20 protein-coding genes are annotated in these 22228 nt (G+C 67.0%); 11 read left to right on the forward strand and 9 right to left on the reverse strand.

Features of this window, described 5'->3' with window-relative positions; genetic code table 11:
• Positions 1 to 11 precede the first annotated feature (11 nt).
• The 6 genes from RSO01_RS23490 to RSO01_RS23515 all read right to left on the reverse strand — a co-directional run bounded on the left by RSO01_RS23490 (position 12) and on the right by RSO01_RS23515 (position 7094).
• The gene (locus tag RSO01_RS23490; protein ID WP_147151930.1) at positions 12 to 875 is read right to left on the reverse strand and encodes an EamA family transporter; all 864 of its coding nucleotides are present in this window, start codon (positions 873 to 875) and stop codon (positions 12 to 14) included.
• A 4-nt stretch (positions 876 to 879) separates the two neighbouring features.
• Positions 880 to 1497: a 3-isopropylmalate dehydratase small subunit gene (gene leuD, locus RSO01_RS23495; protein ID WP_147151932.1), complete on the reverse strand. Its 618-nt coding sequence runs from the start codon at positions 1495 to 1497 to the stop codon at positions 880 to 882.
• A 60-nt stretch (positions 1498 to 1557) separates the two neighbouring features.
• Positions 1558 to 2952 carry a 3-isopropylmalate dehydratase large subunit gene (gene leuC, locus RSO01_RS23500; protein ID WP_147151934.1) on the reverse strand — a complete coding sequence of 465 codons (1395 nt, stop codon included), beginning with the start codon at positions 2950 to 2952 and terminating at the stop codon, positions 1558 to 1560.
• A gap of 71 nt (positions 2953 to 3023) precedes the next feature.
• The gene (locus RSO01_RS23505) at positions 3024 to 3476 is read right to left on the reverse strand and encodes a MaoC family dehydratase (protein ID WP_246158718.1); all 453 of its coding nucleotides are present in this window, start codon (positions 3474 to 3476) and stop codon (positions 3024 to 3026) included.
• Positions 3477 to 3486: 10 nt separating this feature from the next.
• Positions 3487 to 4104, reverse strand: a complete 618-nt coding sequence (locus RSO01_RS23510; protein ID WP_147151939.1) for a VOC family protein — start codon at positions 4102 to 4104, stop codon at positions 3487 to 3489.
• Between the two features lie 110 nt (positions 4105 to 4214).
• On the reverse strand, positions 4215 to 7094 hold the full coding sequence (locus RSO01_RS23515; RefSeq protein ID WP_147151942.1) for an ATP-binding protein: 2880 nt from the start codon (positions 7092 to 7094) through the stop codon (positions 4215 to 4217).
• 153 nt (positions 7095 to 7247) lie between these two features.
• Between RSO01_RS23515 and RSO01_RS23520 the strand changes: the two genes are divergently transcribed.
• The 6 genes from RSO01_RS23520 to RSO01_RS23545 all read left to right on the forward strand — a co-directional run bounded on the left by RSO01_RS23520 (position 7248) and on the right by RSO01_RS23545 (position 15884).
• On the forward strand, positions 7248 to 8051 hold the full coding sequence (locus RSO01_RS23520) for an SDR family oxidoreductase (protein WP_147151944.1): 804 nt from the start codon (positions 7248 to 7250) through the stop codon (positions 8049 to 8051).
• Between the two features lie 163 nt (positions 8052 to 8214).
• Positions 8215 to 8751: a cytochrome P460 family protein gene (locus RSO01_RS23525; RefSeq protein ID WP_147151946.1), complete on the forward strand. Its 537-nt coding sequence runs from the start codon at positions 8215 to 8217 to the stop codon at positions 8749 to 8751.
• A gap of 3 nt (positions 8752 to 8754) precedes the next feature.
• Positions 8755 to 9231 carry a (2Fe-2S)-binding protein gene (locus RSO01_RS23530; protein WP_147151948.1) on the forward strand — a complete coding sequence of 159 codons (477 nt, stop codon included), beginning with the start codon at positions 8755 to 8757 and terminating at the stop codon, positions 9229 to 9231.
• 1 nt (position 9232) lies between these two features.
• Positions 9233 to 11371: a xanthine dehydrogenase family protein molybdopterin-binding subunit gene (locus RSO01_RS23535; RefSeq protein ID WP_147151950.1), complete on the forward strand. Its 2139-nt coding sequence runs from the start codon at positions 9233 to 9235 to the stop codon at positions 11369 to 11371.
• A gap of 118 nt (positions 11372 to 11489) precedes the next feature.
• A complete protein-coding gene (locus tag RSO01_RS23540) occupies positions 11490 to 12680 on the forward strand; it encodes an efflux RND transporter periplasmic adaptor subunit (protein WP_147151952.1) in 1191 nt (396 codons plus the stop codon).
• A gap of 24 nt (positions 12681 to 12704) precedes the next feature.
• Positions 12705 to 15884 (forward strand): efflux RND transporter permease subunit, encoded by a 3180-nt coding sequence (locus tag RSO01_RS23545; RefSeq protein WP_147151955.1) that lies wholly within the window; start codon positions 12705 to 12707, stop codon positions 15882 to 15884.
• Here the strand turns inward: RSO01_RS23545 and RSO01_RS23550 are convergent.
• From RSO01_RS23550 to RSO01_RS23560, 3 genes are all read right to left on the reverse strand, one after another.
• Complete coding sequence (locus tag RSO01_RS23550) at positions 15818 to 17035, reverse strand: tetratricopeptide repeat protein (protein WP_147151957.1); 1218 nt, start codon at positions 17033 to 17035, stop codon at positions 15818 to 15820. The two genes, RSO01_RS23545 and RSO01_RS23550, sit on opposite strands and share 67 nt — an antisense overlap.
• Before the next feature lie 24 nt (positions 17036 to 17059).
• Positions 17060 to 17218 (reverse strand): DUF1127 domain-containing protein, encoded by a 159-nt coding sequence (locus RSO01_RS23555; RefSeq protein ID WP_147151959.1) that lies wholly within the window; start codon positions 17216 to 17218, stop codon positions 17060 to 17062.
• 175 nt (positions 17219 to 17393) lie between these two features.
• The gene (locus RSO01_RS23560) at positions 17394 to 17597 is read right to left on the reverse strand and encodes a DUF1127 domain-containing protein (RefSeq protein ID WP_147151961.1); all 204 of its coding nucleotides are present in this window, start codon (positions 17595 to 17597) and stop codon (positions 17394 to 17396) included.
• Positions 17598 to 17717: 120 nt separating this feature from the next.
• Between RSO01_RS23560 and RSO01_RS23565 the strand changes: the two genes are divergently transcribed.
• The 5 genes from RSO01_RS23565 (at position 17718) to RSO01_RS23585 (ending at position 22224) form a co-directional block, all read left to right on the forward strand.
• Positions 17718 to 18638 (forward strand): transcriptional regulator GcvA, encoded by a 921-nt coding sequence (locus tag RSO01_RS23565; protein WP_147151963.1) that lies wholly within the window; start codon positions 17718 to 17720, stop codon positions 18636 to 18638.
• A gap of 218 nt (positions 18639 to 18856) precedes the next feature.
• Entirely contained in the window at positions 18857 to 19939 is a 1083-nt protein-coding gene (locus RSO01_RS23570) for an LLM class flavin-dependent oxidoreductase (RefSeq protein WP_147151965.1), read from the forward strand.
• A 16-nt stretch (positions 19940 to 19955) separates the two neighbouring features.
• Entirely contained in the window at positions 19956 to 20390 is a 435-nt protein-coding gene (locus tag RSO01_RS23575; RefSeq protein ID WP_147151967.1) for a MarR family winged helix-turn-helix transcriptional regulator, read from the forward strand.
• 99 nt (positions 20391 to 20489) lie between these two features.
• Positions 20490 to 21113 carry an MSMEG_1061 family FMN-dependent PPOX-type flavoprotein gene (locus RSO01_RS23580; protein ID WP_147151969.1) on the forward strand — a complete coding sequence of 208 codons (624 nt, stop codon included), beginning with the start codon at positions 20490 to 20492 and terminating at the stop codon, positions 21111 to 21113.
• Positions 21114 to 21120: 7 nt separating this feature from the next.
• Positions 21121 to 22224 carry a 5-methyltetrahydropteroyltriglutamate--homocysteine S-methyltransferase gene (locus tag RSO01_RS23585; RefSeq protein ID WP_147151971.1) on the forward strand — a complete coding sequence of 368 codons (1104 nt, stop codon included), beginning with the start codon at positions 21121 to 21123 and terminating at the stop codon, positions 22222 to 22224.
• The last annotated feature ends 4 nt before the right edge of the window (positions 22225 to 22228 follow it).

Raw genomic sequence — 22228 nt, forward strand, 5'->3', positions numbered from 1 at the left:
TGATTGTGCACCTACCGCAGCCTTCGAACCGAGGCGAAGAGCCCGAGCGCAACGCCGCCCAGCACGACGATCACGCCGACCAGTCGAAGGCCTCCGATCGGCTCGCCGACCAGCCAGCCGGCGAAGCCCAGTGCGACGCACGGCACCAGCAGCGAGATCGGTCCGACCTTGGCTGCGGGATAGGTGCGCAGCAGCGTGCCCCAGATCAGGTAACCCAGCCACATCACCGGGATGACTGTGTAGAGCAGGGCTAGCCAGCCCTTCCAGGTCGGCGCCAGGATCGGCGCCAGAAGTTGGTTGGGGCCTTCGAGGATCAGCGCGGCCAGCGCGAGCGGCAGCGGCGGCAGCACGCAGGCCCAGGCCGTCACCGCGAACATCGACACGCCGCGCGCCGAGCGGAAGAAGAGATTGCCGACCGCCCAGGTGAGTGCCGACATCAGCGCCAGGCCGATGGCGATGATGTTCGCCGTGCCGTCGACGGTGCGCGAGATCAGCACGACGCCGACGGTCGCGATCGCGAGGCCGAGCCACTGGCCGCGCGTGGCGTGCTCGCGCAGGAAGAGCGCGGCCAGCACGACGGTCAGTGGGCCCTGCAGCTGGACCAGCACGGAGGTCAGGCCGGGCGGCAGTCCCGCCTGCATGGCGAAGAACAAGAAGACGAACTGGCCGCCGAACATGAAGCCGCCGATGCCGGCCAGCGTGCGCCAGGGGATTGCCGGCCTGGCGACGAAGGCGACCGGCAACGCGCACAGGAGAAAGCGCCAGGTGGCGAACGTGAAGGGGGCGTACTCGTCGAGGCCGAACCGTATGACCGTGAAGTTCAGCCCCCACATCGCCACGATCAGCAGCGCAGCGAGCGTGTGAAGGGGCGTCAAGCCGTCACAGCCAGACCCACGGCCGGGCGTTCTTGTCGGTCGCTTGCCAGGCCTCGACCTTGTCCTTGTGCGTCATGGTCTGGGCGATGTCGTCCAGGCCATTCAGCAGGGCGTGCTGGCGGCGCGCGTCGATCTTGAAGGGGATGACGCGGCCGGTTGGCGACACGACCTGGCAGTTCTCGAGATCGACCGTAACGCGCGCATTGCCTGGCGAGGCGCGCATCTCGTCGGCGAGCTGCTCGACCTCTTCGATGGGCAGCGCCACCGGCAGAAGGCCGTTCTGGAAGCAGTTGCTGTAAAAGATGTCGCCGTAGGAGGGCGCGATCACCACCTTCACGCCCATGCCAGCCAGCGCCCACACCGCGCCTTCACGCGACGAGCCGCAGCCGAAATTCTCCTTCGACAGGATGATGGGCGCGCCGCGATAGGGCTCCTGATTGAACACACAGTCGGGGTTTTCGCTGCCGTCCGGCTTGAAGCGGATCTGCTCGAAGCAGTAGGGACCGAGCCCCTGGCGTCCGGTGTTGTTGACCAGCCGCTCGATGCGGATGACGAGGTCGGTGTCGACGTTCTGGCGCATCAGCGGGGCGGCAACGCCGGTGACCTTGGTGAATTTTTCCATTCAATTTTCCTCTCATGCTCTTCCGGACAGCGCGCAGGATGCGCGCGGTCCGGAAGGTATTTAGAGCTTCCTAACATCAGCAATCGCACCCTTGATCGCCGCGGCCGCGGCCATGGCCGGGCTGGCGAGGTGGGTGCGGGCGCCGGGGCCCTGGCGGCCGACGAAGTTGCGGTTCGAGGTCGACACGCTGCGCTGCCCCGGCGGCACGCGCTCGCCGTTCGAGGCGATGCACATCGAGCAGCCGGGCTCGCGCCATTCGAAGCCGGCCTCCTTGAAGATACGGTCAAGTCCCTCAGCCTCGGCCTCGCGCTTCACGCGCTCCGAGCCCGGCACGATCCAGGCGTTCACATGTGCCGCCTTCTGCCGGCCCTTGGCGATGGCGGCAGCAGCGCGCAGGTCGGAGAGGCGACTGTTGGTGCACGAGCCGATGAACACCCAGTCGACCTTGGTGCCTTCGATCGGCTTGCCGGGTTCCAGCCCCTGGTACTGCAGCGCCGCCGTCCAGGCGGCGCGCTTGTCCTCCGGCCCCTTGTCGGGATCGGGGATCGCCCGGTCGACGGCGATCACATGCTCGGGGCTGGTGCCCCAGGTGATCTGCGGCGCCACTTTCGCCATGTCGATCGTGTGCTCGCGGTCGAAGTCGGCGTCTGGATCGGTCGGCAGCGTGCGCCAGTGCGCGACCGCGCGGTCCCACATCGCCCCCTTGGGCGCGTAGTCGCGGCCAGCAAGGTATTCGTAGGTCGTGTCGTCGGGCGCCACCATGCCGGTGCGCGCCCCCATCTCGATCGTGAGATTGCAGAGGGTGAGGCGTCCTTCGGCAGACAGGCCACGGATCGCCGGGCCGGCATACTCGACCGCGTAGCCGGTGCCGGCGGCGGTGCCGAGGTCGCCGATCAGGTGCAGGATCATGTCTTTGGCGGTGACGCCCTCGGGCACCTTGCCCTCGAACTGGACGCGGAAGCGCTTGGGCTTGCGCTGCACCATGGTCTGGGTCGCGAGCACGTGCTCCAGCTCCGACGAGCCGATGCCGAAGGCCAGCGAGCCCATGCCGCCATGGGTCGAGGTATGGCTGTCGCCGCAGACCAGCGTCGTGCCCGGCAGGGTCAGGCCCTGCTCGGGACCCATGACATGGACGATGCCGTTGCCGTCCTGGCCGATATCGAACAGCCGGATGCCGAACTTTGCGGCGTTGGCGCGCAGGCCGCGCAACAGCGGCGCACCGGGCGGGAAGGTCTCCTCGGTGCGGCCCGGCTGGGTCGAGATCGCATGATCGGGCGTGGCGTAGATCAGCCGCGGCTGCGGCGGCACATAGCCCTTCTCCATCACCTCATGCAGCGCGCGTGCACCGGACAGGTCGTGCAGCAGCAGCCGATCGATATGCAGCAGCATGAAGCCGTTGCCGAGATCGGTAATGACGTGGCTGTCCCAGATCTTGTCGAATAGGGTCTTGCCCATGAGGTTCCTCCGGTGGCGGATAACAGCATCCGCCATCGCCGGAAGGAAGACGGTTTACGCAAGGCTGACCGTCAGGCGGGAGTCCCCCGCCGGCGGACCAGGAGGTTGCCGACCGTGATCTGCACGGCCTCTCCCGCCTGATTCAGCGTCGTTGATCGCACCTTGATCAGCCCTTGATCGGCGCGTGACTTCGACGGCCGCACTTCCAGTATCTCGCTCTGCACGCGGAGCTCGTCGCCGGGCCGAACCGGCTTCGGCCAGCGAAGCTCGTCGAATCCCAGGCCCACGACTCCGCCGGCGGGTTTGAGTTCGCCATCGACCAGCAGCCTCATGGTGATCGCCGCCGTATGCCAGCCGCTTGCGGCCAAGGCGCCGAAGATCGTGTTCCTGGCCCCCTGGTCGCTGAGGTGAAAGGGCTGAGGATCGAACTCGGTGGCGAACGAGGTCATGCGATCGGCCTCGACCCGTGCTGTGCCCGAGCCGAATGTCTGGCCGATCGCGTAGTCCTCGAGGTAGTTCGTCACCGAAACACCCTCACGATGCCAACGCCTTTCCGGTCTGCTCGCGCACGAGGTAGTCGGCATACCAATCGGCCCAGGCGTCGTCGCGCCGTCCCAGCTGCTTCTCGTACTGACCGTGTGCCGCTTCGGCGCGGCGCAGCGCGCGGGCCAGATCGGCCGCGGAGGTGAAGGTCGTGTCGGTACCGTCCACGCGTCCTGGCAGGCGTGCGGTGACTTCCTGCAGGAGCCACTCGTTGCCGTCGGGATCGCGGAACGTGGCATAGGAGAAGTAGCTGCGTCGCTCGGGGTCGGGGCCCGGCTGCGGCGGCTCGCCGACTCCGCGATGGAACACGTCGCTCACCGCGACGCCGCGCGCGGCAAGCACGTCGTGCGTCGCCACGATGTCGGACACCACGAGGAAGAGCCCGCGCGCCGAACCCGGTGTGGCGTCCGTGAGCCCCGTACCGAAATGCACCGAGCAGTCCGAGCCCGGCGGCGTGAACTGCACGACATGGAAGGCGTCGCTGATGTCGAAGTCGGCGTCGAGCCGCCAGCCCAGGCTGTCGTAGAAGCGCTTGGCGCGGTCGACATCGGAAACGGGGATGACGATGACTTCGAGCTTCATGTCGGGCATCGCGTTCTGCTGGGTCATGACATTTCCTCCTTGGTTCTGGCACCGATCGGTGCTGGCAGAGAACTACCGCCGCGCAGGAGAAAGCGCCCGTTAAGCCTTGTGAAACGCCGTTAAGAGTTGCCGGAACGTCAGTTTAGCAGCGCCTTTGCAGCCTTCAGGTCGGCAGTAGCAAAGCCCTCAGTGAAACGGCCGTAGGTATCGGCCAGCAGCTCTCGCGCAGCATCGCGCTGGCTGCGCGTCCCGGCAAGCCGCATCAGGCTCATCGCGACCCGGAGCTGCCAGAACAGGGCCGACTGCTGCTCGGCCAGCACCAGCGCGCGCCGGAACAACGACCGGGCCTGACGCTCATCGCCCTGGCCTGCGCAGATCTCGCCCTTGATGCGCAGCAGCTCGGGAAGGATGAGCAGACCGCCCAGGGTCTCCGTCGCGTCGATCACCCCATCGATCACCCGCACCGCCTGCTCCACCTGGCCGGTCGAGACCAGGGCCGTCGCCAGCGTGGCGCTGAAGCCTGGCGTGTACAGCCAGTAGCGATCGGCCTCGAGGCTGGCGATCGAGCGGCGCAACAGGGTGGTCCCTTCCTCTACGTCGCCGCCGTGGACCAGGGCTTCGCCTCGCATGCCCTGGCCGACATTGCGATAGGGCTCCAGGAAATGCGCCGTGGCATGCGCAATCAGGCGCTCCGCCTGTTGCTCGACCAAGGCCCAGTCACCCGCCCAGCCATGGACCGAAGCGCCCCAGATCAATCCGATGCAGGAGGTGACGGGATCGTCGTCGGCCAGCGGCGTCCGCGCGATCTGCCCCGCCATCTCGAGCGCCTGGTCGAGATGACCCTGCAGCCACAGAATGCGGGTCAGAGGAATGCGTGGCGGCCTGTAGAAGGCGAAGTGTCCGGGGTCCGTCGGCCGCACGCCCGCTGCCTCTGCCAGGCATGTGTCGAGGTGGAAGCGCGCCCTGGCCTGATCACCGCCCAAGTGATGCGAAACGCCGAGCAGGATATGCGCGGCGGCCCGGCCGACCGGGTCGCCGATCTCGCCGGCCACCTTTTCCATGCGCTCGGCCGCCGCGAGGGTGCGCGCGACCTCGCCGATGCGACGATAGTAAAGATGCAGCCGGTTCAGCAGCCGGACCTGGTTGAAGCGATCACCCAGTGCGGTCGCGATCTCCAGGCCACGCTCCAGCGCCGCTCCCGCCTCCTCACTGTTGCGGCTGGTCAGCATCAGCGAGTGGCCGAGGCCCGCCTGCAGCTCCATCTCGAAGCGCGTGCCGCGCTCGGTCTCCTCGAGCACGCCGAGCGCGCGCTCACTCCAGCGCCGGCATTCGTCGAGCAGCGAGACTTCGATGAACAGCGGCGCCGCCGCTGCAGCGAGCTGCACGCCGAGCGCGCGCTCGCCGGTCCCGGCGAAGCACCAGTCGAGGGCGGCGCGCACATTTCCCAGCAGTGACGCGCGTTCGAGGCGCCGGTTGCCGTCGCTGGGCGTCAAGGCCTGCGTCCTCTCTGCGCGGGTCTGCTCGAGGAAGGTGCGGAAGTAGTCGGCGTGGCGGCGCGCTGCAGTTCGTTCTTCTCCGCTCTCGGCCAGCTTGGACCGGGCGTAGGCGCGCATGGTGTCGAGCAACCGGTAGCGCGGCGTTCCGCTGGCGTCGGCCTGGACCAGCGACTTGGCGACCAACTGCTCGAGCGCCTCCACCACAGCAGCCGGATCGAACGAGGCGTCGGACGCCACCGCCTCGGCCGCCCGCAGGGTGAAGCCGCCGAGCAGGATCGAGAGGCGTCGCAGGACCGCGCGCTCGGTCTCGGGAATGAGGTTGTAGCTCCAGTCGAGCGTGGCGCTCAGCGTCTGGTGCCGCGGCAACGCGGTGCGCCGCCCCTGCCACGAGAGCCGCAGCCGGCTGTCGAGCAGCGTCGCGAGCCCCTGCAGGCCGTGCGTGCCGACACGGCCGGCGGCCAGCTCGATCGCCAGCGCGTTGCCGTCGAGCTTGCGGCAGATCTCGGCGACGATCGCGGCGTCGGCGTCGCTGAGCTCGACGGGGTGGCCGCTGGCGGCCGCGCGTTCGACGAAGAGATTCGCCGCGGCAAAGGCCATGACCTCGGAGGCGCCGAGCTTGTCGCGATCCGGAGTCTCCAGGGCGGGCAAGGGGAAGACGTGCTCGCCCTCGACGCGCAACGCTTCCCGGCTGGTCGCCAGCAGGCCGACCTCGGGGCAGTCACGAAAGACCGGCTCAGCCAGGCGGGCGGCCTGGTCGATGACGTGCTCGCAATTGTCCAGCACCAGCAGCAACCGGCGACGGCGCAGGAAATTCAGCACGGTCGGCATCGCATCGCCGGACTGGACGGCAACGCCAAGCGCCGACGCCACCGCGCTCGGCAGCAGGCTGGCATCGCTGATCGCCCCGAGATCGACAAAGGTCACGGCATTGGCGAAGGCCGCCAGCCCGGCATGAGCCACCGCAATAGCGACGGTCGTCTTGCCGATGCCGCCCGGCCCATGCAGCGTGACGAAGCGCTGTGTGGCGAGCAGGGCCGAGACATCGGCCACCGTTGCCTCGCGCCCGACCATGTGGCCAAGCGGTCGCGGCAAGCCTGGCGGCGGGTCGGGTGAGGTGGCGGATACCGATGAAATAGCGGGCTTGGCGGCAGCGGGCGGTGCTGCCGTGACGGCGGGCGTCTCGACGACGGCGGTGACCGGCGCAACCAGGCAGTAGCCGCGGCCGGAGACGTTGGTCACGTAGCGCGCGCCGTCGCGGCCATCGCCCAGCGCCTTGCGCAGCATGGCGACATGGACCCGGAGGCTGCTTTCATCGACCGTGATCTTCGGCCAGACGCGGGCCATCAGGTCCTGCTTGCTGACGACCTCGCCCGCGTGCTCGACCAGCGCGATCAGGAGGTCCAGCGCCCGGCTGCCGACGGCGACCGGAACGCCATTCTTCTCCAGAAGCCGTTTGTCGGCATGTAGGCGGAAAGGGCCGAAAGCGACGCTCCCGCGCGAGCCGGCAGCACCACGATCCATGACGCGCCCCTGGCGAAGCGGACTGGTCGCTTCGCCATGCCCTGCATACAGGGTGCCCTAACGCCCGCCAAGGCGGCCAATCTCCAGGATGGATTTGCAATTCTTCGCGAAACTAAACTCGTCGGCTGGCCGGCTAGAATCCATAAGCCAGGCATGGGTAAGACGATCCTTGTCACCGGTGCTGGCTCCGGACTGGGCGAAGGCGCCGCTTTGGGGCTGGCGCGCGCGGGCCATCGCGTCATTGCGACAGTTCAGATTGCGCCGCAGGTCACGGCGCTCCGGCGCAAGGTCGAGGAGCTTGGCCTGACCACGATCGAGGTCGAGAAGCTCGACCTGCTCGACCCCTACGATGTCGCCCAGGCCTTGAAGTGCGATATCGACGTGCTGTTCAACAACGCCGGCATCGGCGAGGCGGGTCCGGTGAGCGAGATGCCCATCGACCTGGTGCGGCGCAACTTCGAGACCAACCTGTTCGCGCCGCTCGTGCTCACCCAGGGCTTCATCGCGAGGTGGGTGGCCGAGAAACGGCCCGGCAAGATCGTGTTCTGTTCGTCGATCGGCGGCCTGTTCACACCGGCGGGTTTCGGTGTCTACGCCGCGACCAAGCATGCGCTGGAAGCGATGGCCGAAGCCATGCAGCAGGAGCTGGCGCCGTTCGGCATCAAGGTGCAGGTCGTGAACCCCGGCCCGTATTCGACCGGTTTCACCGAGACGATGGCGGACACGCCCTTCCGCTGGCTCGACGACGGCAGGAACTTCACCAAGCGGGCGGCGATGCGCGACCTCATCGACAGCATGCTCTGGAACGACGAAGTCCGCCTCGATCCGGCCGAGATGATCGCCCGGCTGGTCGAGATCATCCCTGCCGATGACGGCAAGTTTCGCAACGTCGTGCCGGACTTCGTCGAGGAGGTTGTTAGGGAGTCACAGGCCGAGGCGTGGCACCGCAAGATTTAAGTTACTGGTGACGGGCCACGATCAGCGCCACCTATACCATCGTTCAATAGGCGCAGGGCCGATGCAGCTCTTACAACTCTTAACAGACGATAACGAGCATTCGCGCGCGGTGCGGCGTAACTGTTCGGTGGTTGGACAACGAACGCCTCAACTGGGGAGAGCGATGACGAAGAGACTTCCCGCCTTGCTCGCGCTGACAGCAGGGGTCGCCGCCGCCGTGCTGGGTGCCCACACGCTCGTCGCGGCCGACAAGTACACCGTGGCCGTGCCCGATGGTCTCGCTCTGTCGGAGTTCAGGGGCTACGAGACCTGGGCCACCGTGGGCGCCAGCCAGACCGAGCACGATCTCAAGGTCATGGTCGCCAATCCGACGATGATCGCGGCATACCAGGCCGGCATTCCGCTCAACGGCCAGCCGTTTCCCGAGGGTTCGACGATCGCCAAGATCCAGTGGAAGCCGGTGAAGAGCACCGAGGCTCCCTTCGACGTGCGCATCTCGTCCACACTGAACGAGGTGCTGTTCATCACCAAGGACAGCAAGCGCTTCGCGAGCAGCGGCGGCTGGGGCTACGCCCGTTTCACATACGACTCCGCCACCGACACCTACAAGCCCGAGGGTCGCGGCACCGACTGCGGGTTCGCCTGCCACACGATCGTGAAGGCAAAGGACTACATCTTCACCGCCTACGGAAAGAGGTGAGCCATGGCCTACTCAGTAAAGATCAACGGAAAGACGTACAACGTCGATGTCGACGGGGACACGCCGCTGTTGTGGGTGCTGCGCGACGTGCTGGGCATGATCGGCACGAAGTTCGGCTGCGGCATCGCCCAATGCGGCGCCTGCACCGTGCATGTCGATGGCGCGGCGACCCGCTCCTGCGTCACGCCGGTCGAGAGCCTGAACGGCTCGGCGATCACCACCATCGAGGCGATCGGCGCGACAGCAGCCGGCGCCAAGGTGCAGAAGGCTTGGCTCGACCGCGAGGTCGTGCAGTGCGGCTATTGCCAGTCCGGCCAGATCATGGCCGCAGCGGCGCTGCTGGCTGCCAATCCCAAGCCCACCGACAGCGACATCGACGACGCGATGTCCGGCAACATTTGCCGCTGCGGCACCTACGGCCGCATCCGCGAGGCCATCAAGCAGGCCGCACAGCCCGCAACGCAGAGTAAGGGAGGCTGACATGACCGACTTGTCGCGGCGCCATCTCCTGCGCGCCGGTGCGGCGGCCGGCGGCGGCCTGTTGCTGAGCTTCAGTCTGCCTTTCGGATCGCAGGCCGCCACGGCTTTCGCGCCCAACGCCTACGTGCGCGTCGGCGAGGACGGCTCGATCGTGCTCACCATGCCCTATGTCGAGATGGGCCAGGGCACGTACACCGCCATTCCCATGCTGATCGCCGAGGAGCTCGAGGTCGGGCTCGGCCAGGTGCAGCTGGAGCATGCGCCGCCCGACGAGAAGACATATGGCAATCCCTTGCTGGCGGGCGTGCAGGCGACCGGTGGTTCAACGGCGATCATGGCGTCGTGGCAGCCGTTGCGGCAGGCCGGCGCCGTGGCGCGCACGCTGCTCGTGGCGGCGGCGGCCAAGCGCTGGAACGTCGAGCCGGCATCGTGTCGCGCGGAGAAGGGCGAGGTCGTGCATCCGCCGACCGGGCGTCGCCTCAAGTACGGCGCCGTCGCGGCGGACGCCGCGCGCATGCCCGTCCCCAAGGACGTGCCGCTCAAGGATCCGAAGGACTTCAAGCTGATCGGCACGCCCGCCAAGCGGCTCGACGCACCGGCCAAGGTCAACGGTACGGCGGTCTACGGCATCGATGTGCGTCCGCACGGCGTGAAGATTGCCACGCTGACGCAGTCGCCGGTCTTCGGCGGCAAGCTCAAGAGTGTCGACGACACGGCAGCCAAGGCCGTCAAGGGCGTGCGCCAGATCGTGCGGCTCGACGATTGCGTGGCTGTCGTGGCCGACCACATGGGCGCGGCCAAGAAGGGATTGGCGGCACTGAAGATCGAATGGGACGAGGGCCCGCACGCCAGGCTCACGACGGCAGATGTGGCGCGCGACCTCGAGCAGGCGACATTGAACGCCGGCCCGGTCGCCGAGAACATCGGTGACGCGGCCAAGGCGCTGGAAAGCGCGGCGACGAAGGTCGACGCGACATATCAGGTGCCGTTCCTGGCGCACGCCACGATGGAGCCGATGAACTGCACCGTGCATGTCGCCAAGGACCGCTGCGAGGTCTGGGTCGGCACGCAGGTCGCGGCGCGTGCCCAGGCGGCCGCCGCCAAGGTCACCGGCCTGCCGCTGGAAAAGGTCGTGCTGCACAATCACTTGATTGGCGGCGGCTTCGGTCGCCGGCTGGAGGTCGATGGCGTCACCCGCGCCGTGCAGATCGCGCAAAAGGTCGACGGTCCGGTCAAGGTCGTGTGGACGCGCGAGGAAGACATCCAGCACGACATGTACCGGCCCTACTGGTTCGACCGCCTGTCGGCCGGGCTGGACGAGACCGGCAAGCCGGTCGCCTGGAACCATCGCTTCGCCGGTTCCTCGGTGGTGGCGCGCTGGCTGCCGCCGGGCTTCAACAACGGTCTCGATCCCGACAGCATCGAGGGCGCCGCCAAGTTCATCTACGGCCTGCCCAACAAGCACGTCGAATACCTGCGGGTCGAGCCGCCCGGCGTTCCGACCGCCTTCTGGCGCAGCGTCGGCCCGTCGCACACCATCTTCGTGGTCGAAAGCTTCATGGACGAGCTGGCGGCCGCGGCGAAGCAGGATCCCGTCGCCTACCGGCTGGCGCTGCTCGACAAGACGCCGCGCACCAAAGCGGTGCTGACGCTGGCGGCGGAAAAGGCCGGCTGGGGCCAGGCGCTGCCGGCTGGCATCGGTCGCGGCGTATCGGTGCAGAACGTCTTCGGCAGCCATCTCGCGCAGGTCGCCGAGGTCGAGGTGGCGAAAGACGGGACGGTCCGCGTGCGCCGCGTGGTGGCGGCGATCGACTGCGGCATCGTGATCAACCCCGATACGGTGCGGGCGCAGATCGAGAGCGCGACGATCTTCGGCATCAGCGCCGCGCTCTACGGTGAGATCACGGTGAAGGACGGCCGCGTCGAGCAGTCGAACTTCGACACCTATCGCGTCCTCAGGCTGGACGAAGCGCCCAAGATCGAGGTGCATATCGTGCAGAGCGGCGATGCGCCGGGCGGCATGGGCGAGCCGGGCACGTCGGCGATCGTGCCGGCCATTGCCAACGCGATATTCGCCGCGACCGGCAAGCGGCTGCGCAAGATGCCGATCGATTCAGAGCTGCTGAAGCGACCAGCATGACGGCGCCCAGGCCATGGCCGAGAAAATCTCGCTTCCGCGCGCCGCTGCGTCGGATGAGGCTCGCAGTGGCGGGGAACCAGGCGCGCGCCATCGGCGCTGCGGAACGTGAGGCCGTGTGATGGCGACTTCCCACGCTGTTCCGAAATCGCGATGGATCGCCATCGCCGGTGTGATCGTCCTGGTCATCGCGGCTGGTGCGGGCTGGTTCCTGTTCAGCCATCAGAGCAAGGCGCCGCCGGCTGCTGCGGCGCAAACGCCGGCTCCGGCGGTCGGCGTGCGGCCGGCCGTCATGAAAGGCGTCAGCCAGTCCTTCGAGTTCGTCGGCCGCATCAAGGCCATCGAAAAGGTCGAACTGCGCGCCCGCGTGGAAGGATTTCTCGAGAAGGTCCTATTCCGCGAGGGCGACGCCCATGAGGGCAAGGACGTCAAGGCGGGCGAGCTGCTCTTTCAGATCGAGAAAGTACAGTTCCAGGCGGCGCTCGACCAGGCCAAGGCCAATCTTGCCGTTGCCGAGGCGACGTTGACCAACGCCAAGCTCGAGTACGAGCGCAGCCTCGAACTGTCCAAGCGCAACTTCAGCCCGCAGAGCGATGTCGATCAAAAGAAGGCGGCGATGGACAGCGCCGCCGGCCGGGTGATGCAGGCCAAGGCCGCGCTGACTCAGGCCCAGGTCAATCTCGACTACACCGACATCCGCGCGCCGATCGACGGGCGCATCGGGCGAACCGCCTACACGGTCGGCAATCTCGTCAATCCGGCGAGCGGCGTGCTCGCGACCATCGTCAGCCAGGATCCGGTCTATGTGCTGTTTCCGGTGAGCGTGCGCGACCTCGAGGCGATCCGCGAGGCGCGCCGCAAGGAGGATGGCGGCATGGCCAAGATCGACATCCGCGTGCGACTGCCCAGTGGCCAGGAATACACTCAGCGCGGCGTGTGGAATCTCACCGACCCGCAGGTCGACCCGCAGACCGACACGCTGATCATGCGGGCGACAATGCCCAATCCCGACCGCACCCTGACTGACGGCCAGTTCGTGACGGCGATCATCCGTGAGCGCCAGGAAGAACCAAGGCTGGTGGTGCCGCAGGCGGCATTGCAGGTCGACCAGTCGGGCTACTATGTTCTGGTCGTCACCGACCAGAACAAGGTCGAGCAGCGGCGCGTGCAGACCGGTCCCCAACGCGGCACCGATGTCGTCGTCACTTCTGGCGTGAAGGAAGGCGAGAAGGTGATCGTCGACGGCATCCAGAAGGTGCGGCCGGGCCAGGTCGTGCAGGCGACGGTGCTGCAGGCAGCGTCGGATGGTTGATCCTCGTCATAACGGAGGACAGCCATGATCTCCGGCATCTTCATCGACCGCCCGCGTCTGGCCTTCGTCATCTCGATCGTCATCACGCTGGCCGGCCTGATCGCGATCTTCCAGATCCCGGTGGCGCAGTTCCCCGAGATCGTGCCGCCGCAGGTCTCGCTCACCGCCGCCTATCCCGGCGCCGATGCCGAGGTGGTCGAGACCACCGTGGCGCAGCCCATCGAGCAGCAGATCGTCGGTGTCGACAACGCGCTCTACTACCAGTCGGCTAGCGCCGCCGACGGCAGCTACTCGCTGACCGTCACCTTCGCGCTCGGCACCGACCCCGACATCAACACGGTGAACGTCCAGAACCGCGCTCAGCTTGCCGTGCCGCTCCTGCCCCAGGAGGTGCAGCGCCAGGGCCTGGTCATCCGCAAGAAGTCGGCGGCGCTGCTGCAGGTCATCACCATCTATTCGCCCAAGAACACCTACGACGCGCTCTATCTCAACAACTACGCCACCATCAACGTCGTCGACCAGTTGGCGAAGGTGCGCGGCGTCGGCCAGGCGAGCCTGTTCGGCGCCCTCGACTATTCGCTGAGACTATGGCTCGACACCGACCGGCTGACCGCCTTCGGCCTCACCCCGACCGACGTGGTGACCGCGGTCCAGAGCCAGAACATCCAGGCGGCGCTCGGCCGCATCGGCGCCGCACCGGCGCCGCAGGCCCAGCAGTACCAGCTCACCATCAAGACCCAGGGGCGTCTGACGCGGACCGACCAGTTCGACAACATCGTGATCCGCGCCAATCCCGACGGTTCGGTGGTGCGCGTCAAGGACGTCGCGCGGGCCGATCTCGGCGCCAAGAGCCAGGAGCGCTACAGCCGCTTCGACGGCGCGCCCTCGGCGACGATCGGCATCTTCCAGTCGCCCGGCGCCAACGCGGTCGAGGTGGCGGCCAACGTCCGCAAGGTGCTGGACGAGCTGAAGCAGCGCTTCCCCGACGATCTCGAATACCGGGTGTTCTGGGATTCGACGGTGTTCGTGACCTCGACCATCGACGAGGTCGTCCATACGCTGGTCATCGCCTTCGTACTGGTGGCGATCGTCGTCTTCCTGTTCCTGGGCAAACTGCGAACCACCCTCATCCCGCTGGTCGCCGTGCCGGTGTCGATCATCGGCACCTTCGCGGTCCTGTTGCTGATCGGCTATTCGGCCAACACGGTTTCGCTGCTCGCCCTGGTGCTGGCCATCGGCATCGTCGTCGACGACGCCATCGTGGTCATCGAGAACGTCGAGCGCGTGATCGAGGAGAATCCCGACCTCACCATTGCCGAGGCGACCAAGAAGGCAATGGGTGAGATCACCGCCCCCATCATCGCCATCACCCTGGTGCTGTTGTCGGTGTTCGTGCCGGTGGCCTTCATCCCCGGCATCAGCGGCCAGCTGTTCCGCCAGTTCGCCGTTGCCGTGTCGATCTCCATGCTGATCTCGGCGCTCAATGCGCTCACCCTGAGCCCGGCGCTGTGCGCAGTGCTGCTGAAGCGCGGCGACCACCAGCGGCGCGGCCCCCTTCAAAGGGTGATGCAGCGGGTCCTGGGCGCCATTGACTGGGTGCGCGACGGCTACGTCGCCATCGTGCGCCGCCTGGTGCGGCTCGCGGTCTTCGGCATCGTGGCAGCCGCGGTGTGCGGCGCCGCCGCCTATGGCGTGCTCAGGATCACACCGCAGGGCTTCCTGCCGACGGAGGACCAGGGTGCGTTCTTCGTTGCCATGCGCCTGCCCGAGGGCGCCTCGCTCAACCGCACCGCCGACCTGGTGAAGCAGGTCGAGGACATCATGCGGCCGATCCCCGGCGTGCAGGGCGTCGTGTCGGTCGTCGGCCTGAACTTCATCGACTACGTCGTGTCGTCCAACAGCGCCTTCTTCGTGGTGCGCCTGAAACCTTACGAGGAGCGCACCGACCGCAGCCAGTCGGCCGATGCCATCATAGCCAGCCTCAGGCCCAAGCTCGCCGCCATCCAGGGCGCCATTGCCTTCCCCTTCAACCTGCCGCCGATCCTGGGCCTGGGCAGCACCGGCGGCTTCCAGTACGTGCTGCAGGCCCTGCAGGGCCAGTCGCCGACCGACCTCGCCGCCGTCACGCGCGCCATGATCGTGGCGGCCAACCAGCAGCCCGAGCTCGCCGGCGTCTTCACCACCTTCGCCGCCGACACCCCGCAGGTCTATCTCGACATCGACCGCGACAAGGCGCAGGTGCTGGGCGTCAAGGTGAGCGACGTGTTCGTCGCCCTGCAGGCGAGCCTGGGCGGCTACTACGTCAACGACTTCAACCTGTTCGGCCGCACCTGGCAGGTGAATATCGAATCGGAGGATCGCTTCCGCGACACCATCGACGACATCTACCGCGTCTATGTGCGCAACGCCGCGGGCGCCATGGTGCCGGTGCGCTCGCTGGCCACGGCCAAGCTAGTGCTCGGCCCGCAGGTGGTCATCCGCTACAACGGCTTCCGCGCCGCCGTCATCAACGGTGCACCCAAGCCCGGCTTCAGCTCGGGCCAGGCGCTGGCGGCGATGGAGCGCTTGTCAGCGACGACGTTGCCGCCGGGCTACGGCTTCGAATGGACGGCGGTTGCGCTGCAGGAGAAGCTGGCGGCCGGCCAGACCGGCATCGTGCTGGGGCTCGCCGTGCTGTTCGCCTATCTCTTCCTGGTGGCGCTGTACGAGAGCTGGAACATCCCGTTGCCCGTGCTGCTGTCGGTCACGGTCGGCGTCTTGGGCGCCATCGCCTTCGTGTGGTGGCTGGGCCTCGCCTTCGACGTCTATGCCCAGATCGGCCTGGTCGTGCTGGTCGCGCTCGCCGCCAAGAACGGCATCCTGATCGTCGAGTTCGCCGTCGAGCAGCGACGGCATGGCCGCGAGCTCTTGGACTCGGCGGTCGAGGGCGCGCGGCTGCGCTTCCGGCCGGTGATCATGACCAGCTTCGCCTTCATCCTCGGCCTGCTGCCGCTCGTGATCGCCGAAGGCGCCGGCGCCGCCAGCCGCCGCGCCGTCGGCACGCCCGTGTTCGGTGGCATGCTCGCGGCCGCCATATTCGGCATCTTCATCATCCCGATGCTGTACGTGGTCTTCCAGCGCATGCGGGAGTGGACGGCTCAGGAGAAAGCGAAACGCGACTCCAACGCCGCTGCATCGCCAGCCGGCACAACCTCGGCGGAGTAATACCAAGGAGAGGGTCCGGGCTGCGGTCCCCACAGCCAGTCGGTGCCGGAAGGCAACAGGACGATGGTCGGAAGGCCAAGCCGCGCGGCGAGGTGAACAGGCCAAACGTCGTCGCCGACGACCATGCGGCACGCCGCGGCGAGCTCGGGTCGGCGTTCGACATCGACACCGGCGGGCGGTGAACTGTCCGTGAACCAGCCGACACGTGTCGACGCTTGCGCTGTCGTTCGCAATGCACCGGGCGAGGGCAGGGCATCGAGCGTCCAACCCAGGAGATGCGGCAGGCTGCGCAAGGGTGCCGCGGCGGCAAATCCTTCGAGAGCGGTACCACGTTGGAGCGTCGGCATGTCGAGCCATTCGGCGAGACGCGGCGCACACTGCACCGTTGCATCGACGCCGCGCGCCAGCATCAGCGTGTCACGCAGCGCCGCGTCGCTCTCGATGTCGGCCTGTTCCGGATAGATCAGCAGGCGGCCGGTCAGAGGCTCGCCCTGCCAGCGCGGCAGGTCGGGCGTGTAGCGTTCGCCCGGTAGCTCCAGGCGCGCTTCGTAGTCCGAGAGTCCGCGCAGCCAGTCGCCCTGACGCAACAGCAAGTCGCCGCGGCGCAGGCGCAGATGCGGGTCGTTGGGTCGGCTGGTCAGCGCCGTCTCGAGATCGGCCAGGGCGCCGATCCAGTCGCCACGCGCGGCCAGCAGATTGGCGCGCGCCGACAGGGACGGCATCAGGCGATGGTCGATCGACAAGGCCTCGTTGTAGGCCTGCTCGGCCTCGTCGAGGCGACCCAGCGCCTCGAATGCGCGACCTTTGTTATGGGCAATGGCGGCATCGCCGGGTTTCAGGCGCTGGGCGCGATCGAGGGCTGCGAGCGCCGCAGTGTGCTCGCCCAGCACCGACAGGCAGCCAGCCAGGTTGACATGGGCCGCGACCTCCTTGGGCAGGAACTTGGCGGCGCGCTCCAGCGACTCGCGCGCCTCGGCGAAGCGGCCGAGCTTCAAGCGGGCCTGGCCGAGCAGGTGCAGCGCCTGCCCGGAGTTGGGCCGCGCGTCGACCACTTGCGCCAGCAACGGCTCGGCGCCGGCGAAGTCGCCGGCGGCCGCGCGCTGTACGGCGTCGCGCGCCAATGTTTGGATCTGGAGATCGGAAAGAGGCATCCGCCGAGCCTCTAGCACAGATGGTCAGGCGCGCCAGAACGGCTTTTGTGCCTCGAATTGCATCTGGCCGGGACTGAGACCGAGATCGTGCAGGGTGCAGTAGTCGATGCTGCCGATGTCGCGGCGGCTACGCGCGCGACGGCGCCATTCCGTGAAAATTCTTCGGATCGAATTCCGGACCATGCCGCACCAAAGCAGCACGGCCGGTGTGGTTTCTATCCGGCCCGTGACGGGCAATTCGCGAAAAAGAAAAAGCCGGCGGTCGACAGGGAGGCTGAGGATCGACCGCCGGCCAGTGTCCGGAGAGGGTAAGGCCCGCGCAGGGTAACAATACGGGCCGGCTCCGGATTCGGGTGCGTTAGCTACGCCAGAAGGGCTTGTTGACCTCGAAGTTCACGTCGCTGGCGCTCAGACCCAGGTCGCGCAGGGTGCGGGCATCGAGGGTCGAAAGCTCCTTGCGCTCCTTGGCGCGCTGGCGCCAGGTGGCGAAGATCTGGCCGAAAACGGCGAAGGTGCCGGCCAGCGGCGCCTTGGAACTGTAATGAAGCGAGAGGTCAGCCATGGGATTACTCCCCGAATAAAGTGAATACCTTGATGATCGGGGATTTGGTCCTGGAGGGGCCGCTTTACAAACAACCGTTTGTCCTGTTTTGATAAGAATACCTCATGTGATGGGACAGCGATGAAGCGAACCCTGCCGCCGCTCAATGGATTGCGTGCTTTCGAAGCCGCCGCTCGCCATATGAGCTTTACCGACGCCGCCGACGAGCTTTCAGTCACTCAGGCCGCGATCAGCCACCAGGTGCGTGGGCTCGAACAACGACTCGGATTAAAATTGTTCGTGCGCCGCAATCGCTCGCTGCTGCTGTCGGAAGCGGGCCAGGCCTATCTGCCGGCGGTGCGCGCCGCGTTCGATCAGCTGAACGAAGCGACCGAGAAGCTGCTGCAGAAGGATCGAGGCGGGCATCTCACGGTGACGACGACGTCGTCGTTCGCAGTGAAATGGCTGGTGCCGCGGCTGGGCGGCTTCCAGCGCGCCAATCCCGAGATCGATGTGCGTGTCAGCACCGGCACCGGCCTGGTCGATTTCAGCCGCGAGGATGTCGACATCGGCATCCGCTACGGCCGCGGCCATTGGCCGTCGCTCACCGCCGAACGCTTGATGAGCGAGGACATCATGCCGGTGTGTGCGCCGTCGCTGGTCAAGGGACCGAACGGCTTGAAGAAGCCGGCCGATCTCAAGCGCTTCACGCTGCTGCATATCGGGCCGTTTCCCGATGACTGGCAGATCTGGCTGACGGCCGCCGGCGTGAAGGGCGTCGATTCCACGCGCGGCACCTCGTTCGACTTTTCTCTCGCGGCCTACCAGGCGGCGATGGATGGGCTCGGCGTGGCGCTCGGCCGCCATGCCCTCGTGGCGCCCGATCTCAAGGCCGGCCGCCTGGTCGTGCCCTTCGACTTCAAGATGTCGTCCGACGCCGCCTACTACCTGGTCTATCCGCCCGAGGCGATCCGCCGGCGAAAGATCAAGGCGTTCCGCGACTGGATCGTCTCGCTCTCCGAGGTGCAGCAGGAACAGCCGCAGCAACCGCGCGCGGCTTAGCAGCTCCTCCGTCATCCCGAGCGGAGCCGTGCAAAGGGCGGCGCAGTCGAGGGACCTGTTCATCTGGCCGCCGCTGAAGAGGAGGTCCCTCCACTGCGCCTCGCTGCGCTCGGCTTCGGTCGGGATGACGCGATGATAGGCCACAACCTTGAACTATTATTTGCATTTACAAATAAATACCGATCGATCATCCTTCAGCCAAGGATGGAGGAAACAACATGCAATTCGGCTACTTCACGCTGAGCGACAACCGCTATCCCAACAATCCGCGGCAGGCCGAGGACTTCATCAAGGACATCTACGCCGAGGCCCTGTACGCCGAGAAGATCGGCCTGAACTCGGCCTGGATCGGCGAGCACCATTTCAACCTTCTCGGCGTCAACGCCTCGCCGCTGGCGATCCTGGCACAGCTCGCCGGCGCGACGACTCGTCTCCGGCTGGCGCCCGCTGTGACGCTCCTGCCGGTGCATCATCCGCTGCATGTCGCCGAGGAATGGGCGACGCTCGATTTGCTGTCGGGTGGCCGCGTCGACTTCGCCGCCGGTCGCGGCTACGACCGCAAGGAATACGAGCCGTTCCAGGCCTCGTTCGAGGATTCGGCCGAGCTGTTCGCCGAGGGCCTCGAGATCGTGTGGCGCGCCTGGACCGAGCCCGGCAAGTGGTCGCACAAGGGCAAGTTCTACGAGTTCAAGGACGTCGAGATCCGGCCGCGTCCGGCGCAGAAGCCGTTGCGCCCCTACGTCGCCTGCTTCTCGCGCCCGTCGATGGAGCTTGCCGCCAGGCACGACTGGAATGTGATCTACGCGCCGTTCGCCGCCGCCATGGTCTACGGCTCGCTCGGCGACGCGGTGCGCGTTTACAAGGAGACCTGCGAGAGCGCCCACAAGCGGCTGATGCGGCGCGCCATGTGCTCGTACTTCGTGCACATCGCCTCGACGCCGGCCGAGGAGCAGTACGGCAAGGAAGCGCTGGTGCGCTACTTCCAGGACGCGCTGATCGCGGCCTTCCCCTCGTCGTCGGGCGAGAAGGTGCCGCCGACCTACAAATATTTCGTCGACATCGTGAACATCCTGCGCGATATGCGGCCGGAGAAGCTGACCGACAAGTCGATCCTGTGCGGAACCCCGCAGCACATCGTCGACACGCTGAAGCAGGTCGAGAAGGCCGGCATCGCCGAGGTCATCCTCTATTTCAACTACGGCCAGAAGCCGCATGCCGAGGTCAAGGCGCAGATGGACCGCTTCATGCGCGAGGTGGCGCCGCACTTCGACACGCGGGATGTCATGATCGCCGCCGCGTGATAGGCATGCGGGCGCCATGGGCCCGCTCGATTCCTATCTCCCGTATCTCCTGAACCGCGCCGGTGCGCGCATCGCCACGGCGTTCAACGACGAGGTGCGACCGCTCGGCGCCACCCTGCAGATCTGGCGCGTGCTGGCCGCCCTGCGCGAGCAGGACGGCCGGCGCATGGGCGATCTCTCCAACACCACCTCGATCGAGGTCTCCACGCTGACCCGCCTGGTCGACAGCATGGAGCAGAAGGGTCTGGTCGCCCGCCGTCGCGACGCCAACGATGCGCGCGCCATCCTGCTCCACGTCGCGCCCGCCGGCCGGCGCCTCACCCAGCGCATCCTGCCGATCGCCGAGCGCTACGAGGAGGTGGCGCTGGCGGGCTTCACGGCCGGCGAGGCGGAAGTCCTGAAGGCAGCCCTGCGTCGCCTGTATGCGAACATGGATGGCCTCGAATCATGATCTTCCGGACTGCCGGCCGGAGGCCGGCAGTCCGGAAGAGTTGAATCGGAGCGCCAATTGGTTGAAGGTTCCTGCGAACGATTCGCAAGGAACAGACTCATGGCCCGCCTGACTTCGACCGACGACCTGCGCCGCATCATCGCCGAGCCACGTCCGGCGACGAAGACCAAGATCCTCGATGCCCTCGACGAGCAGTCGATCGATTTCCTCAAGCGCTGTCCCTTCGCCCTGGTCGGCACGACCGCCGCCGACGGCACCATCGAAGTCTCGCCCAAGGGCGACGAGCCAGGCTTCATCCGGGTCGAGGATCCCAAGACCCTGCTGATCCCCGAGCGTGTCGGCAACAACCTGGCCTTCGGCCTCAGCAACATCCTGGCGACGGGCAAGATCGGCCTGATCGCCTTGGTGCCGGCGACGGGCGAGACGCTGCGCGTGTCGGGCACCGCCGAGATCTTCGATGATGCCGACTTGGTTGGCTCGCTGAGTTCGCTGGGCAAGCCCGCCCTGCTGGCGACGCGCGTGCATATCAAGCACTGCTATTTTCACTGCGCCCGCTCGGTCGTGCGCGCCAAGCTGTGGGATCCCAAGTCGTGGCCGGCGGCAAGCCGAATCTCGTTCGGCAAGATCATCGCCCCGCGCATCGGCGCCGATGCCAGCGTCGCCGCCCAGATCGACGCCGGTGTCGAAGGCGCCTACACTACGAGGCTCTGGACCAACAGCTGACGGATAAATGGCCGACCCGCCGTTTCGCGCTGAAGTTATTGGCAGCCTGCTGCGGCCGCGCATCCTCAAGGATACCGCGACCGCGATCGCCAACGGCAAGGCCGCGGCGGCCGACTACCAGTCGGTGCTGGAACGCGAGATCGGCCGCGTCGTCGCCCAGCAGGAGGAACTTGGCCTCAGGGTCGCCACCGACGGTGAGTTCGGCCGCACCTCCTGGTTCGGCTTCTTCTTCGAAGGCCTCGACGGCTTTCGCCTGCAACCGTCGCTGTTCCGCTTCCGCGACACCGAAGGCGGCAGCTTCGAATGGCCGACCTGCGTCGCCACGGCGCCGATCCGCCGCCGCGCGCCGATCACGCTCGCCGAATACCGGCGGGTGAAGAGGTTCACCAGGTCTGCGCTGCCCAAGGCGACCCTGCCGACACCCAGCGCCTTCCATTTTTTCCGCTTCACCCAGCCGTTCGATCCCGCGGTCTACGACCAGCAGCGTTACTTCGACGACCTTGTGGCGGTCTACCGCACGGAGCTCGCCGAGCTCGCCCAAGCGGGTTGCACCTACGTGCAGATGGACGAGGTACCGGTGGCGATGCTGTGCGATCCCCTGGTGCGCGAGCAGGCCAAGGCCGAGGGCGGCGATTCCGACAAGCTGCTCGATCTCTACGTCGACGTGATGCGTCGCATCCTGAGCGAGCGCCCGGCCGGCGTGACCGTCGGCATGCATCTCTGTCGCGGCAACTTCCGCAGCCGCTGGATGGCGTCGGGCGGCTACGAGCCGGTGGCGGCGCGGCTGTTCAACGACTTCCCGGTCGACGTCTATTTCCTGGAGTACGACAGCCAGCGCGCCGGCGATTTCTCGCCGCTGCGCCACGTCCCGAAGGATCGTCATGTCGTGCTGGGGCTGGTCTCGTCCAAGACGCCGGTCCTGGAAAGCCGCGACGACCTCAGGCGGCGCATCGACGAGGCGGCGACGTTCGTCGACCTCGAGCGCCTGTCGCTCTCCTCGCAATGCGGTTTCGCCAGCGTCGCCGGTGGCAACTCGATCGACGAGGACACGCAATGGGCCAAGCTCGGCCTGATCGTCGATACCGCCCGCGCGGTCTGGGGCACGGCCTAGAATG

The sequence above is a fragment of the Reyranella soli genome (assembly GCF_007992495.1).
Lineage (GTDB): Bacteria > Pseudomonadota > Alphaproteobacteria > Reyranellales > Reyranellaceae > Reyranella > Reyranella soli.

Excerpts from the sequence above, each read along its gene's own strand:
- RSO01_RS23560 (WP_147151961.1), bottom strand. The coding sequence starts at position 17,597 with ATGGCTGACCTCTCGCTTCATTACAGTTCCAAGGCGCCGCTGGCCGGC.
- leuD (WP_147151932.1), bottom strand. The coding sequence starts at position 1,497 with ATGGAAAAATTCACCAAGGTCACCGGCGTTGCCGCCCCGCTGATGCGC.
- RSO01_RS23555 (WP_147151959.1), bottom strand. The coding sequence starts at position 17,218 with ATGGTCCGGAATTCGATCCGAAGAATTTTCACGGAATGGCGCCGTCGC.
- RSO01_RS23530 (WP_147151948.1), top strand. The coding sequence starts at position 8,755 with ATGGCCTACTCAGTAAAGATCAACGGAAAGACGTACAACGTCGATGTC.
- RSO01_RS23565 (WP_147151963.1), top strand. The coding sequence starts at position 17,718 with ATGAAGCGAACCCTGCCGCCGCTCAATGGATTGCGTGCTTTCGAAGCC.
- RSO01_RS23575 (WP_147151967.1), top strand. The coding sequence starts at position 19,956 with ATGGGCCCGCTCGATTCCTATCTCCCGTATCTCCTGAACCGCGCCGGT.
- RSO01_RS23545 (WP_147151955.1), top strand. The coding sequence starts at position 12,705 with ATGATCTCCGGCATCTTCATCGACCGCCCGCGTCTGGCCTTCGTCATC.
- RSO01_RS23515 (WP_147151942.1), bottom strand. The coding sequence starts at position 7,094 with ATGGATCGTGGTGCTGCCGGCTCGCGCGGGAGCGTCGCTTTCGGCCCT.
- RSO01_RS23540 (WP_147151952.1), top strand. The coding sequence starts at position 11,490 with ATGGCGACTTCCCACGCTGTTCCGAAATCGCGATGGATCGCCATCGCC.
- RSO01_RS23510 (WP_147151939.1), bottom strand. The coding sequence starts at position 4,104 with ATGACCCAGCAGAACGCGATGCCCGACATGAAGCTCGAAGTCATCGTC.
- RSO01_RS23550 (WP_147151957.1), bottom strand. The coding sequence starts at position 17,035 with ATGCCTCTTTCCGATCTCCAGATCCAAACATTGGCGCGCGACGCCGTA.
- RSO01_RS23580 (WP_147151969.1), top strand. The coding sequence starts at position 20,490 with ATGGCCCGCCTGACTTCGACCGACGACCTGCGCCGCATCATCGCCGAG.
- RSO01_RS23570 (WP_147151965.1), top strand. The coding sequence starts at position 18,857 with ATGCAATTCGGCTACTTCACGCTGAGCGACAACCGCTATCCCAACAAT.
- RSO01_RS23525 (WP_147151946.1), top strand. The coding sequence starts at position 8,215 with ATGACGAAGAGACTTCCCGCCTTGCTCGCGCTGACAGCAGGGGTCGCC.
- RSO01_RS23585 (WP_147151971.1), top strand. The coding sequence starts at position 21,121 with ATGGCCGACCCGCCGTTTCGCGCTGAAGTTATTGGCAGCCTGCTGCGG.
- leuC (WP_147151934.1), bottom strand. The coding sequence starts at position 2,952 with ATGGGCAAGACCCTATTCGACAAGATCTGGGACAGCCACGTCATTACC.
- RSO01_RS23535 (WP_147151950.1), top strand. The coding sequence starts at position 9,233 with ATGACCGACTTGTCGCGGCGCCATCTCCTGCGCGCCGGTGCGGCGGCC.
- RSO01_RS23520 (WP_147151944.1), top strand. The coding sequence starts at position 7,248 with ATGGGTAAGACGATCCTTGTCACCGGTGCTGGCTCCGGACTGGGCGAA.